The sequence below is a fragment of the Burkholderia sp. D-99 genome, assembly GCF_011605345.1.
Classification (GTDB): domain Bacteria; phylum Pseudomonadota; class Gammaproteobacteria; order Burkholderiales; family Burkholderiaceae; genus Burkholderia.
Map to the genome: position 1 here is coordinate 118,432 of NZ_JAAOXM010000019.1, position 14,284 is coordinate 132,715.

11 protein-coding genes are annotated in these 14,284 nt (G+C 66.3%); 6 read left to right on the top strand and 5 right to left on the bottom strand.

Going from position 1 to position 14,284, the window contains the following annotated elements; translation table 11 throughout:
• Positions 1-385 precede the first annotated feature (385 nt).
• Complete coding sequence (locus HAV18_RS37800; RefSeq protein ID WP_166965863.1) at positions 386-2,527, top strand: hypothetical protein; 2,142 nt, start codon at positions 386-388, stop codon at positions 2,525-2,527.
• Positions 2,528-2,657: 130 nt separating this feature from the next.
• On the opposite strand, the gene HAV18_RS37805 is transcribed toward HAV18_RS37800, so the two are convergent.
• The 5 genes from HAV18_RS37805 to HAV18_RS37825 all read right to left on the bottom strand — a co-directional run bounded on the left by HAV18_RS37805 (position 2,658) and on the right by HAV18_RS37825 (position 10,140).
• On the bottom strand, positions 2,658-4,058 hold the full coding sequence (locus HAV18_RS37805) for a GGDEF domain-containing protein (RefSeq protein ID WP_166965865.1): 1,401 nt from the start codon (positions 4,056-4,058) through the stop codon (positions 2,658-2,660).
• Positions 4,059-4,319: 261 nt separating this feature from the next.
• On the bottom strand, positions 4,320-5,498 hold the full coding sequence (locus HAV18_RS37810; protein WP_166965867.1) for an acetyl-CoA C-acyltransferase: 1,179 nt from the start codon (positions 5,496-5,498) through the stop codon (positions 4,320-4,322).
• Positions 5,499-5,549: 51 nt separating this feature from the next.
• The gene (pncA, locus tag HAV18_RS37815) at positions 5,550-6,182 is read right to left on the bottom strand and encodes a bifunctional nicotinamidase/pyrazinamidase (protein ID WP_089445808.1); all 633 of its coding nucleotides are present in this window, start codon (positions 6,180-6,182) and stop codon (positions 5,550-5,552) included.
• Positions 6,183-6,222: 40 nt separating this feature from the next.
• On the bottom strand, positions 6,223-8,307 hold the full coding sequence (locus tag HAV18_RS37820) for a 3-hydroxyacyl-CoA dehydrogenase NAD-binding domain-containing protein (RefSeq protein WP_166965869.1): 2,085 nt from the start codon (positions 8,305-8,307) through the stop codon (positions 6,223-6,225).
• 189 nt (positions 8,308-8,496) lie between these two features.
• Positions 8,497-10,140: a 3-(methylthio)propionyl-CoA ligase gene (locus tag HAV18_RS37825; RefSeq protein ID WP_166965871.1), complete on the bottom strand. Its 1,644-nt coding sequence runs from the start codon at positions 10,138-10,140 to the stop codon at positions 8,497-8,499.
• A 151-nt stretch (positions 10,141-10,291) separates the two neighbouring features.
• On the opposite strand from HAV18_RS37825, the gene HAV18_RS37830 reads away from it, so the two are divergent.
• From HAV18_RS37830 to HAV18_RS37850, 5 genes are all read left to right on the top strand, one after another.
• Positions 10,292-11,860 (top strand): YdiU family protein, encoded by a 1,569-nt coding sequence (locus tag HAV18_RS37830; RefSeq protein WP_166965873.1) that lies wholly within the window; start codon positions 10,292-10,294, stop codon positions 11,858-11,860.
• Positions 11,861-11,905: 45 nt separating this feature from the next.
• Positions 11,906-12,337, top strand: a complete 432-nt coding sequence (gene msrB / locus HAV18_RS37835; RefSeq protein ID WP_059233938.1) for a peptide-methionine (R)-S-oxide reductase MsrB — start codon at positions 11,906-11,908, stop codon at positions 12,335-12,337.
• 123 nt (positions 12,338-12,460) lie between these two features.
• On the top strand, positions 12,461-12,991 hold the full coding sequence (locus HAV18_RS37840) for a septation protein A (protein ID WP_166965875.1): 531 nt from the start codon (positions 12,461-12,463) through the stop codon (positions 12,989-12,991).
• A gap of 1 nt (position 12,992) precedes the next feature.
• On the top strand, positions 12,993-13,301 hold the full coding sequence (locus HAV18_RS37845) for a BolA family transcriptional regulator (RefSeq protein WP_166965877.1): 309 nt from the start codon (positions 12,993-12,995) through the stop codon (positions 13,299-13,301).
• A gap of 18 nt (positions 13,302-13,319) precedes the next feature.
• On the top strand, positions 13,320-14,102 hold the full coding sequence (locus HAV18_RS37850) for a peptidylprolyl isomerase (RefSeq protein ID WP_069248208.1): 783 nt from the start codon (positions 13,320-13,322) through the stop codon (positions 14,100-14,102).
• Positions 14,103-14,284 lie beyond the last annotated feature (182 nt).

Sequence of the window (14,284 nt, forward strand, 5' to 3'; positions counted from 1 at the left end):
CAATAATTGCCACTTAATTTAAATCGAATATCATAAAACCTATAAAAGATTATTGACTTCGACTTTCCCGTAAATTTAAAATCCCCTACGACGGCTTACGTTTCATTTTCTCCCGCCGTACACGAGCCACCGTTCGCCCGCTTGAAGGCCGTCCGCATTGACTTTCCCCGTGCCTCACCACGGGCGACACCCTCTGTCATTTCGGTTTGCGTCATTTATCAGCAATTCCCTCATTTTCCGTTCAATTCGATTGCTGCAGAAGCAACACTGCCCGATTTACGCCAGGCATTCATCCGAATGCCCGCAGCACAGAACGAAACGGACAAGAGATCCGTTCACTCAACCATTCCGATAAAAATCGCCAGTCATCAGGAGGGACATCAACATGCATCGCCTTGCGAAGTCGCTGTGTCTCGGATTCATCTGTGCCGGCCTGCTCACAGCCTGCAACGACGACGATGTCAAATCGAGCAGCCCGTCGTCGAACAGCGCCGCGCTGTCGTTCCGCATGGACACCGGCGGCCAGATCAACGCGTTCTACCGGCAGGACAAGGTCGCCGCGCACCTGCTGGTGCGCTCGTCGACGAAGCCGCGCCTGCTTGTGGTTTTCCCCGCCGGCAACAGCGGCACGGGGCTGTGGTTCGACGACACCGCCCAGCCGGTGAACTGGAGCCTCGACACGCCGCCGTCCGCGCTGTCGGCACCCGACACGCACGGCCGCCCGCTGTACGGCATCGGCGCCGACGTGTCGGTGGACACCAGCACGCTGACGATCCGCCAGGGCGTGCTCAGCAACGTGCGCTTCCTGCGTGACTTCAACGGCGGTGCAACGATTCCGCAGCAGATCCTCACCGCGCCGACGATCCAGGGCAGCGCCGCGCAATGGCAACGCGACCGGATCGACGGCGCACCCGGCTATTCGCTGCGCATCACGCTGCGCGACGGCGGCAGCATCGCGCCGGCAGCGGGCGGCAAGCTCGTCCTGAGTGCACCGGCGGGCTCGCACACGCTGCGGCTGCATGTCGATGCGCTGTCGGGCGAGACGCCGTTGTCGCCGATCACGCGTGCCGACCTGCTCGCGCCCTCGGTGAACCCCGACCCCGTGAGCCAGAACGTGCTCGAATTCCTGAGCTTCAACGACAAGCTGCTGGCTGGCTCGTGGCAGTACGACACCTACTTCGGCCGCGACACGCTGATCTCGGTTCGCATGCTGATGCCCGTGCTCGAACCCGCGGCGATCGAGGCCGGCCTGTCGTCGGTGCTGAGCCGCCTGTCGGTCGACGGCAAGGTCGCGCACGAGGAAGGCATCGGCGAATTCGCGCTGGTCGACAACCAGAAGAACGGGAAACCGAACGATCCGACGCCGACCTACGACTACAAGATGATCGACAGCGACTACCTGCTCGCGCCGATCGCGGCAGCGTGGCTGATCGACGATACGCGCGGCCAGGCGCGTGCGGCTGCTTATCTCGCGCAGCGCGGCAGCGACGGGCAGACCAACGGCAGCCGCCTGGTCGTCAACCTGCTGCATGTCGCGACAACCGCGCAGGCGTTCACGCAGCAACCGTCGGTCGCGAACCTGATCCATCTGCGGCCAGGCGAGATCGTCGGCAACTGGCGCGACAGTACCGACGGGCTCGGCGGCGGGGTCTACCCGTACGATGTGAACGCGGTGCTCGTGCCGGCCGCGCTACGCGCGGCGAACGCGTTCCTCGCGCATGGCCTGCTCGATCCGTACCTCGATGCCGGGCAGCGCGCGACGCTCGCCAACACGGCAAACGAAGCGACCACGTGGGAAACGCAGGCGCCGCCACTGTTCCAGGTCAGCGTGCCGGCCGCGCAGGCGACCACCGACGTGTCGGCCTATGCGCCGACCGCCGGCGTGCCTGCCGGTGCCGCGCCAAGCGCACCGCTGGCCTTCTACGCGCTGTCGCTCGATCAGCAGGGCAATCCGATTCCGGTGATGAATTCGGACGGCGGCTTCGCGTTGCTGTTCGGCACGCCACCGGACGACCAGCTCCAGCGGATCGTCACCGACGTCACGCGGCCGTTCCCGACCGGGCTCGTGACCGATGCCGGCATGCTGATCGCGAACCCGGCATATGCGAACCAGGCGCTATGGCCGAAATTCACGAGCTCCGCGTATCACGGCACGGTGATCTGGTCGTGGCAGCAGGCGATGTGGGTGGCCGGGCTGGATCGCCAGCTCGCGCGCCAGGACCTCTCGGCCGCGACACGCACGCTGCTCACGCAGGCGCGGCAGACGATCTGGCAGGTGATCTCGAACGGACGCGACATGCGGACGTCGGAGATGTGGACGTGGTCCTACGTGAACGGCAAGTACCAGACCGATGCATTCGGCACGCGCAGCGCGGACGCCACCGAGGCGAACGCGGCGCAGCTCTGGAGCACGACGTATCTCGCGATCCGCGATCCGCAGCAGCGCACGGGCAAGTATTGGTGGCAGGCGTCGCAGCGGATGCAGGACACGCAGCCGAAGAACGCGACGGCCCTGGCATCGCGCTAGTGCATCGCCCGTCGCATGCCGAAGTCCCGGGCGTATTACCCCGCCCGGGGCTTCAGCAGAAATTGAAACGCTCGACATTGCTTCCGCACGACCGCGTTGCCGAATGCCCCGCGTGCCACGCCAACCCGCGTCACCGCGACACCACCCTGTTCCGCCCTTCCCGCTTCGCCTGGTACAGCCGCTCGTCGACCACCCTCAGCAACGCATCGACCGTACTTCCATCGACGCCGTATTGCGCGACACCGACGCTGACCGTTACCTGCACGCGCTTGAAATCGAGTCCGAACGGCGAACTCGCGATCGACGAGCGCACGCGCTCGGCCGTCATCCGCGCGCCTTCGAGCGGCATGTCCGGCAACAGCGCCATGAACTCCTCGCCGCCGACGCGCGCGAGCCCGCCGGCCGGCCGGATCGCGTCGAGGCACTGACGCACGACGCCGCGCAGCACCTCGTCGCCGATCTGGTGCCCGTACGCATCGTTGATGTTCTTGAAATTGTCGAGATCGAGCGCGAGCAGGCAGAACGGCGTGCCGTCGCGCTCGGCCCTCACCATCTCGCGCTCGACCTGCGCGATGAACTGCCGGCGGTTCGACGCACCCGTCATCGGATCGGTCGCGGCCATGTATTCGAGCTTCTGGTTCGTGCGCCGCAGCTCTTGCAGCGCGCTCTCGGTGCGCGCCATCGACTCCGACAGCCGGCTCATCAGGTCTTCCTGGCTGTAGATCGCCGAGAACGAGCGCGTCGTCTGCAGCGCCTGCACGACGCCGTAGCTGAGCAGGAAGAAGCCGCCCGCGAAAATCGCGTGCGCGAGCCACCACATGTGATTCCACGGCTTGCCGAGAATGAACGCGAGCGACGACAGCGCGAACGCCATGATCGACACGCCGTAGATCACCATCAGCGGCGAGCGGATCCGCCGCGCGAGCAGCACGGCGACGTTCAGCAGCGAGAACACGAGCGCGCCGCCTTCCATCGACAGCCGCGTGCCCAGCGCGCCCGCGACCGGCGAATACGCGATGTACGCCACCACGACGTTGACGATCACGAAGAACACGATCCACGGCAGCCATGTGCGCACGCTCGTGCGCTTGTCGAGGCGATCCGGCGGACGGGAATAGGACAGCAGGCCCGTGAGCAGCAGGATCGACATCACGAGCCGCGACGCGGGCCCGTACAGCAGGAATAGCCAGATATTGTGATGCGCCATCCCGGTGAAGGCACCGTGCAGCGCATAGATCATCGCGAAGCCGAGAAAGCCAAGTGTCAGCCAGCGCAGCAGCGGTTCGCCGGACGACCGGTAGCACACCCACGTCACGTAGGTGACGAACGCGCCCTCGAGGGTCGCGGCCGCGATCGCGATTTCATGGAACACGTGGCTCTCGTACACGACGTGCGGGTCGCTGAAGAACCACAGATAGGCGATCAGATAGGCGGGCAGCAACGCGAATCCGACCAGCAGGCATTTCGCATAGAGCCTCGCGGCCGCGCTGACGACGCGCGGCGGTTCCCCTGCTGCATAGGTCGTACTCATTCGGTCCCCGGTCGGTCTGCTGCGTTGGTTCGAACCTTCGCGGCACGGATCGCGCAACGCACGATCCGGCCCATCGTGCCGAAAGGCAAATGTCAGAGCAAGTATAGGTGGGGCAATTCGTTTGACAAGTAAGGGGAAACGGCATTGCCCGGCGCACGCCTTTTGCTTCCCGATTGTTTCGAATGGCGGCTCAGTCGCGCCGATTCGCATCGCGGCCGCCTGCCTCGCCGAAGCGAAACCGCGGCCGCTGCCTGCCAAAGATCAGAGGATTTCGAACAGGCCGGCCGCACCCTGCCCGCCGCCGATGCACATCGTGACGACCACGTACTTCACACCGCGCCGCTTGCCTTCGATCAGCGCATGGCCCGTCAGGCGCGCGCCCGACACGCCGTACGGATGGCCGACCGCGATCGCGCCGCCGTTCACGTTCAGGCGATCTTCAGGAATCCCGAGCGTGTCGCGGCAATACAGCACCTGCACCGCGAACGCTTCGTTCAGTTCCCACAGGCCGATATCGTCGACCTTCAGCCCTGCCTGCTTCAGCAGCTTGGGCACCGCGAACACGGGGCCGATGCCCATCTCGTCCGGCTCGCAGCCGGCCACCGCGAAACCGCGGAATACGCCGAGCGGCTGCAGCCCCTCGCGCTGCGCGGCGTCGGCGCTCATCACGACGCACGCCGACGCGCCGTCCGAGAACTGGCTCGCGTTGCCGGCAGTGATCACGCCGCCCGGCACGGCCGACCGGATCTTCGACACGCCTTCGAGCGTCGTGTCGGGGCGGATCCCTTCGTCGGCCGATACCGTCACTTCCTTCGTGAACAGGCGGCCCGTGGCCTTGTCGGCGATGCCCGCGAGCACGGTGATCGGCACGATCTCGTCGCGGAAAAGACCGGCTTCCTGCGCGGCCGCGGCACGCAGCTGCGACTGCACGCCGTATTCGTCCTGCCGCTCCTTCGAGATTCCGTAGCGCTTCGCGACGTTCTCGGCCGTCTGGAGCATGTTCCAGTAGATCTCGGGCTTGTGCTGGACAAGCCAGCCTTCCTGGATCATGTGGTGGTTCATCTCGTTCTGCACGCACGAGATCGATTCGACACCGCCTGCGACATACACCTCGCCTTCGCCCGCGATGATCCGCTGCGCGGCCAGCGCGATGGTCTGCAGCCCCGACGAGCAGAAACGGTTCACCGTCATCCCCGGCACGCTCACGGGCAGCCCTGCGCGCAACGCGATCTGCCGCGCGATGTTCGCGCCGGTCGCGCCTTCGGGGTTCGCGCAACCCATGATCACGTCCTCGACGCGCGCGGGGTCGAGCTTCGCGCGCTCGAGCGCGGCCGCGACCACGTGGCCGCCGAGCGTCGCGCCGTGCGTCATGTTGAAAGCACCGCGCCAGGATTTCGCCAGCGGCGTGCGGGCGGTCGATACGATTACGGCTTCGGTCATGCGAGTCTCCTTCGGTCCTGCTTCATGTCCTGAATCGGATGGGGGAATGCGCTACGCCGCCGGGCGCGCGCCCGCGGACGTCACATGGGCGACGCCCGCTGCCTGCATCTGCTGCCATGCGTGGGCGAGCGACCCGTTCAGGTCGATCGCGCGGCACGCATCGTTGATCACCGCGGCTTCGAAACCGGCCGCGCGCGCATCGAGCGCCGACCACGCGACGCAATAGTCGGTCGCGAGCCCGCAGCACCACACGCGCTTCGCGCCGAGCTCGCGCAGATAACCCGCGAGCCCCGTACGCGTCGTGCGGTCGGCTTCGACGAACGCGGAATAGCTGTCGACCTGCGCGTCGCCGCCCTTGCGGATGACGAGCCGCGCATGCGGGATGTCGAGGTCGCGATGCAGCGCCGCGCCCTCGGTGTCCTGCACGCAGTGCACGGGCCACAGCACCTGCTCGCCGTACGGCAGCGCGAGCGTGGAGAACGGTTCGCGGCCCGGATGGTTCGCCGCGAACGACACGTGCTCGCGCGGGTGCCAGTCCTGCGTCAGCACGACCTGGTCGAAGCGTTGCGCCAGCGCGTTGATCACCGGCACGACTGCGTCGCCGTCGGGCACCGCGAGCGCGCCGCCCGGCATGAAGTCGTATTGCACGTCGATCACGAGCAGGACGTCGTCGGTGCGTTTCATTGCGTTTCTCCGGGTATTCGTCGCGCCGCGATCCGGCGCGTCAGCCGTTGAACCCGCGGCCAGCCTTCGCGAGCTCCTCGATCGACGGCGCGAGCTGCCATGCGTCGCCGTTCGGCGCGGCCGCGTAGCGGCGAATCGCACGCTCGACGTTGTAGAGGCCGACCACGTCCGCGTACAGCATCGGGCCGCCGCGCCACAGCGGGAAGCCGTAGCCGGTCAGGTAGACCATGTCGATGTCGGACGCCTTCGACGCGATTTTCTCCTCGAGGATCTTCGCGCCTTCGTTGACGAGCGCGAACACGAGCCGCTCGACGATCTCGTCGTCGCCGATCTTGCGCCGCTCGACGCCGCGCTCCTTCGAATACGCGACGACCATCTCGTCGACGAGCGACGACGGCTTTGCCTTGCGATCGCCCGGCACGTAGTCGTACCAGCCGGCGCCCGTCTTCTGGCCGAAGCGGCCCTGTTCGCACAGGCGGTCGGCGATCTTCGAGTACTGCAGATCGGGTTTCTCAACATAGCGGCGCTTGCGGATCGCCCAGCCGATGTCGTTGCCGGCGAGGTCACTCATCCGGAACGGCCCCATCGCGAAACCGAACTTCTCGATCGCGCGATCGACCTGCGCGGGCAGCGCGCCTTCCTCGAGCATGAACAGCGCCTGGCGGATGTACTGCTCGATCATCCGGTTGCCGATGAAGCCGTCGCACACGCCCGACACGACCGCCGTCTTGCGGATCTTCTTCGCCACCGCCATCACGGTGGCGAGCACGTCTTTCGCGGTCTGCGCGCCGCGCACGACCTCGAGCAGCTTCATCACGTTCGCCGGGCTGAAGAAGTGCATGCCGACGACGTCCTGCGGGCGCTTCGTGAACGCCGCGATCTTGTCGACGTCGAGCGTCGACGTGTTCGACGCGAGGATCGCGCCCGGCTTCGCGACTTCGTCGAGCTTCCTGAACACCTGCTCCTTCACGCCAAGTTCCTCGAACACGGCTTCGACGATCAGGTCGGCATCCTTCAGGCCGTCATAGGACAGCGTCGGCGCGATCAGCGCCATGCGCGCGTCGAGCTTCTCCTGCGTGAGCTTGCCCTTCTTCACCTGCGCGTCGTAGTTCTTGCGGATCGTCGCGATGCCGCGCTCGAGCGCGTCCTGTTTCGTCTCGAGCAGCGTGACGGGCAGGCCTGCGTTGACGAAGTTCATCGCAATCCCGCCGCCCATCGTGCCCGCGCCGATCACGCCGACGCGGCGAATCTCGCGCAACGGCGTATCGGCCGGCACGTCGGGAATCTTGCTCGCCGCACGCTCACCGAAGAACGCGTGCCGCAGCGCGCGGCTTTCCGGCGTCATCATCAGCGCGACGAAACCCTCGCGCTCGGCAATGCTGCCCTTGTCGAAACCGTGCAGCACGCCGGCCTCGATCGCGTCGATGCACTTGTGCGGCGCGGGGAAATTCGGCGCGGCGGCCTGCGCGGAATTGCGCGCGAACTGGATGAAGCCCGCGGCGTTCGCGTGGACGATCTTGCGATCGCGCACGCGCGGATGCGGTCCCTTCTGCGCCCCCACCTTGCGTGCGAACGCGACAGCCGCGTCGAGCAGGTCGCCGTCTGCCATCTCGTCGAACAGCCCGCTCTTCGCGAGTTGCTCCGACGGCACGGGCGCGCCCGACACGATCATGTTCAGCGCGGTTTCGAGCCCCACCGCGCGCGGCAGGCGCTGCGTGCCGCCCGCGCCCGGCAGCAGGCCGAGCTTCACTTCCGGCAGCGCGACCTGCGCACCGGGTGCCGCGACACGGTAGTGCGCGCCGAGCGCAAGCTCGAGGCCGCCGCCCATCACGACGCTGTGCAGCGCCGCGACGACGGGCTTCGCGCTCGCCTCCACCGCGCGGATCACGGTGTGCAGCGTCGGCTCCTGCAGCGCCTTCGGCGTATTGAATTCGGTGATGTCGGCGCCGCCCGAGAATGCGCGTCCCGCGCCGGTCAGCACGATGGCCGTGACCGACGGGTCCTGCGCGGCGCGATCGAGCGCGTCCATGACGCCCTGACGGGTCGACAGGCCGAGCCCGTTGACGGGCGGATTGTTGAGCGTAAGGACGGCCACGCCGTCGCGAGTCGAGTAATCCACTGCCATCTGCCTGCCTCCATGCATCGCGCGCCGGGGTGGCTGCGCTTCATTGTGCGCGGTCGAACAGCCGCATGTCCGGATGAACTGAGGCAGCATACAACGAAAAAGCACGGTCGTTCAATTTGAATTTTGTTCCCGATCCGGGGACGGATCGGGCGACCGCTTCGCGAGCCGCTTCCGGCTCGGGCGCCGACGTTACGGCTCGCCGACCGCCGTCGGCAACACGTAATCGCGGAACGTCTCGCGCAGCTTCAGCTTCTGCAGCTTGCCGGTCGCGGTGTGCGGCAGCGAATCGACGAACACGACATCGTCGGGAATCCACCATTTCGCGACCTTGCCTTCGTAGAACGCGAGCAGCGCGTCGCGATTCAGGTTCGCCCCTTCGCGCCGCACCACGACTAGCAGCGGGCGCTCGGTCCATTTCGGATGCGCGCAGGCGATGCAGGCGGCCTCGGCCACGCCCGGGTGCGCGATCGCCACGTTTTCGATATCGATCGAACTGATCCACTCGCCGCCCGACTTGATCACGTCCTTGCTGCGGTCGGTGATCTGCAGGAAGCCGTCGGGGTCGATCGTCGCGACGTCGCCGGTCGGGAACCAGCCGTCCGACAGCGGCGACGTATCGCCGCGAAAGTAGTGGTCGATCACCCACGGGCCGCGCACCTGCAGTTCGCCGAACGCGACGCCGTCCCACGGCAGCTCGTGGCCGTCCTCGCCGACGATGCGCATGTCGACGCCGCAGATCACGCGCCCCTGCTTCTCGAGCAGCTTGCGCTGCGCGTCGAGCGGCCGCTGCGACTGCGCCCAGTTGAGCTTCGCGAGCGTGCCGAGCGGCGACAGTTCGGTCATCCCCCACGCATGGATCACGCGCACGCCGTATTCGTCCTCGAAGGTGCGCAGCATCGCGGGCGGGCACGCGGAACCGCCGATCACCGTGCGGTTCAGCGTCGAGAAGCGCACGCCGGCCTCGCGCATGTAGTTCAGCAGGCCGAGCCACACGGTCGGCACGCCCGCGGAGAACGTCACGCGCTCGGCTTCCATCAGCTCGTACAGCGATTTCCCGTCGAGATCCTTGCCGGGCAGCACGAGCTTGCCGCCCGTGAGCGGCACTGCGTACGGCAGCCCCCAAGCGTTGACGTGGAACATCGGCACGACGGGCAGCACGGCGTCCATCGCGGACAGGTTCATCGCGTCCGGCAGCGCAGCGCCGTACGCGTGCAGCACGGTCGAGCGGTGCGAATAGAGCACGCCCTTCGGGTTGCCGGTCGTGCCCGACGTGTAGCAGAGACCCGACGCCTGCTGCTCGTCGAGGCGCGGCCAGTCGTAGCGGCCGTCCTCCGCTTCGACGAGCGTTTCGTAGCAGAGATACGGCGTCGTGCCCGACGGCAGGTGCGCGGCATCGGTCATCGCGACCCAGCCCTTCACGTTCGGGCACTGCGGCGCGATGGCGTCGACGAGCGGCGCGAAATTGATGTCGAAGAAGACGTAGCGGTCTTCCGCGTGATTGACGATATATGCGATCTGCTCGGGGAACAGGCGCGGGTTGATCGTGTGGCATACGGCGCCCATCCCGCCGATGCCGTAGTACGCCTCCAGATGCCGGTAGCCGTTCCACGCCAGCGTGCCGACGCGATCGCCGGTTTCGACGCCGAGCCGCGCGAGCGCCTGCGCCAGCTGCTTCGCGCGGCGTTCGCAGTCGCGGTACGTGTAGCGATGCAGATCGCCTTCCACGCGCCTCGACACGATCTCCGTGTCGCCGGCGTGCCGCGCGGCATGAGAAATCAGCGAGGACACCAGCAATGGCATGTCCATCATCTGGCCCAGCAACGGCTTACCCATCGTCTTGTTCTCCGTGAGGATGCGAATCGGCGACCAGCCTCTGCGGCGCGCCCGTCAGCGGCCCCGGACGGGCGTGGCGCATGGCGCGCGGGCCACCATGCGGGCGGCGCGGCGCCGCCTTACAATATCGGCTTACCCAGAGGCGCTCAACATGTCGTTTTCCCGAAGCGCAGCCGATACGGCTGACACCCTCCCCGACCTCGCCGCCACGCTCGGCGCGCCCGCCGTTGGCGCGTTCGTCACGCTCGGCGACGCGTTTCATACGCGGCTGCCGGCCGCGCCGCTGGCCGCGCCGTACGTCGTCGGCTTTTCCGGCGAAGTCGCGCAACTGCTCGACCTGCCGCCGTCGATCGCCGCGCAGCCCGGCTTCGCCGAGCTGTTCGCCGGTAACCCGACGCGCGACTGGCCCGCGAACGCGATGCCGTACGCATCGGTGTATTCCGGCCACCAGTTCGGCGTGTGGGCGGGCCAGCTCGGCGACGGCCGCGCGCTGACGATCGGCGAGCGCACCGGCTCGGACGGCCGCCGCTACGAGTTGCAGTTGAAAGGCAGCGGCCGCACGCCGTATTCGCGAATGGGAGACGGCCGCGCGGTGTTGCGCTCGTCGATCCGCGAATTCCTGTGCTCGGAAGCGATGCATCACCTCGGCATCCCGACCACGCGCGCACTGACGGTGATCGGTTCCGACCAGCCGGTGGTGCGGGAGGAAATCGAGACGTCGGCCGTCGTCACGCGCGTGTCGGAGAGCTTCGTGCGCTTCGGCCACTTCGAGCACTTCTTCTCGAACGATCGCCCCGACCTGCTGCGCCAGCTCGCCGATCACGTGATCGACCGCTTCTATCCGGATTGCCGCCGCGCCGACGATCCCTACCTCGCGCTGCTCGAAGTCGTGACGCTGCGCACGGCCGACCTCGTCGCGCAGTGGCAGGCCGTCGGCTTCTGCCACGGCGTGATGAACACCGACAACATGTCGATCCTCGGCGTGACGATCGACTACGGCCCGTTCGGCTTCGTCGATGCGTTCGACGCGAACCACATCTGCAACCACTCGGACAACAGCGGCCGCTATGCGTACCGAATGCAGCCGCGCATCGCGCACTGGAACTGCTACTGCCTCGCCCAGGCGCTGCTGCCGCTGATCGGGCTGCAGCACGGCATCGCCGACGACGATGCGCGCGCCGAGCGTGCGGTGGACGATGCGCAGGCCGTGCTCGCGAAGTTCCCGGAACGTTTCGGCCCCGCACTCGAACGCGCGATGCGCGCGAAGCTCGGCCTCGAGCTTGAACGCGAGAACGACGCCGAACTCGCGAACAAGCTGCTCGAGACGATGCACGCGAGCCACGCGGATTTCACGCTGACGTTCCGCCGCCTCGCACAGATCTCGAAGCACGACGCAAGCCGCGACGCACCCGTGCGCGACCTGTTCATCGACCGCGACGCATTCGATGCGTGGGCGAACCTCTACCGCGCGCGGCTGTCCGAGGAAACGCGCGACGACGCGGCACGCGCGGCCGCGATGAATCGCGCGAACCCGAAATACGTCTTGCGCAACCATCTGGCCGAAGTCGCGATCCGGCGCGCGAAGGAAAAGGATTTTTCGGAAGTCGAGCGGCTCGCGCAGATCCTGCGCCGCCCGTTCGACGAACAACCCGAGCATGAAGCGTACGCGGCGTTGCCGCCCGACTGGGCCGGATCGCTCGAAGTGAGCTGCTCGTCCTGAGCCCGCAACCCGCGCGTATCGACCGACCGATCAGGAGAACCCCCCATGTCCCACGATTCCGACGACAAGACCTTCCCGTACCAGAAGGACGACGCCGACCTGCGCCGGCGGCTCACGCCGATGCAGTACGAAGTCACGCAGCACGCGGCAACCGAGCGCGCGTTCACCGGTGAATACACCGACACCGAAGATGCCGGCATCTACAAATGCGTCGTCTGCAGCACGCCGCTGTTCGAATCCGGTTCCAAATTCCACTCGGGCTGCGGCTGGCCCAGCTACTTCAAGCCGCTCAACGGCGAAGTGATCGACGAAAAGGTCGACTACTCGCACGGGATGGTGCGCGTCGAGGTCCGTTGCAACCACTGCGGCGCGCATCTCGGCCACGTCTTCGAGGACGGCCCGCGCGACCAGACCGGTTTGCGCTACTGCATCAATTCGGCTGCGTTAAACTTCGAGTCCCGACCCGAAAACGAATGAGCGGCGCCGGGCGGACCGGCGGGGCACCCGTCGCCGCCGCCCCGATCCGCTCCGGCGGTGCCTGGCGGGTCCCTACAACGGTGAAAGGCCGCGCGAGCGGCCTTTCACGCAGCTGCGAGCGCCATGAAATTCCTGTTCGATCTGTTTCCGATCATCCTGTTTTTTGCCGCCTTCAAGGTCTGGGGCATCTTTACCGCCACCGCCGTCGCGATCGTCGCGACGCTGGCCCAGGTTGCCTGGGTCGCCTTCCGGCACCGGAAGGTCGACACGATGCTGTGGGTCAGCCTCGGCGTGATCGTCGTGTTCGGTGGCGCCACCCTCGTCCTGCATGACGAGAAATTCATTCAATGGAAACCGACTGTGCTGTACTGGTTGTTTGCGATCGGGTTGCTCGCCGCGCGTTATGCGTTCAGCAAGAACCTGATCGAGAAGATGATGGGCAAGCAGCTCACGCTGCCGACTCCCGTGTGGGACAAGCTGAACGTCGCCTGGGCGCTGTTCTTCGCGGTGCTCGGCGTCGCGAACCTGTACGTGGTGCACAACTTCACCGAATCGCAATGGGTGAACTTCAAGCTGTTCGGCACGACCGGCGCGATGGTCGTGTTCATCATCCTGCAAAGCCTGTGGCTCACGAAATACCTGAAGGACGAGTGACATGACGGACGCCTTTCTCCACGCGTCGCCCGACGAACGCATCGCGCTGATCGAAGCACGCCTCACCGCATCGCTCGCACCGCTGTCGCTCACCGTGCGCGACGACAGCGCGCAGCACGCGGGCCACGCCGGCGCGGCCTCCGGCGGCCACTTCACGGTCACGATCGTGTCGGCCGCCTTCGCGGGCAAGCCGCGCGTCGCGCGGCACCGGCTGGTGTATGATGCGCTCGCTGATGCGATGCAGCGCGGCATTCACGCGCTCGCGATCGTGGCTTACACGCCCGAAGAATTCAACGAATCTTCAATCTAGTCTCATTAGGAATTCCCGATGATCCTCAAATCCCCCCGCCTGTGGGTCGCGGCGGCTGCTTTCGCAGCGGCACCGGCATTTGCCCAGAATATCGCCGTCGTCAACGGCACGCCGATTCCGAAGTCGCGCGCCGATGCGATGGTTGCTCAGCTCGTCCAGCAAGGCCAGACCGACAGCCCGCAACTGCAGCAGGCCGTGCGCCAGGAACTCGTGAACCGCGAAATCCTGATGCAGGAAGCGATCCGTGAAGGCATCCCGAACCGTCCGGACGTGAAGGCACAGGTCGCCGTCGCGCAGCAGACCGTCGTGCTGCGCTCGATGATCGAGAGCTTCCTGAAGAAGAACCAGCCGACCGACGCCGAAGTGAAGGCGCGCTACGACGACCTCGTCAAGGGCGCCGGCGGCAACCGCGAATACCACCTGCACCACATCCTCGTCAGCGACGAGCAGCAGGCGAAGGACCTGATCGCGAAGATCAAGGCCGGCGCGAAGTTCGAGGATCTCGCGAAGCAGTACTCGAAGGATCCGGGTTCGGGCAAGAACGGCGGCGATCTCGACTGGTCCGACCCGAAGGCGTACGTGCCGGAATTCGCGGCGGCCGCGCAGAAGCTGCAGAAAGGCCAGATGACCGACACGCCGGTGAAGACGCAGTTCGGCTGGCACATCATCCGCGTCGACGACATTCGCGACATCGCTCCGCCGCCGCTCGAGCAGGTGAAGGCGCAGATCGCGCAGCAACTCGTGCAGCAGAAGCTGCAGGCATTCGAGGAAGGCCTGCGTCAACAGGCAACGGTCAAGTAACGCCGGCGCACGCTGCACGCGCATCGAAAGGCCGCTCTCCGGAGCGGCTTTTTTATGGTTCATCGCAGGAAACCGTGGAGCCTTGGAGAGCGATTGCGTAACCTGATGCCTGACTTTATGGAGGTCAGGAGGCAGAATTGCTCGATCGCAAGGCACTTCAGGCACTGGGTTGCTGGACAGGC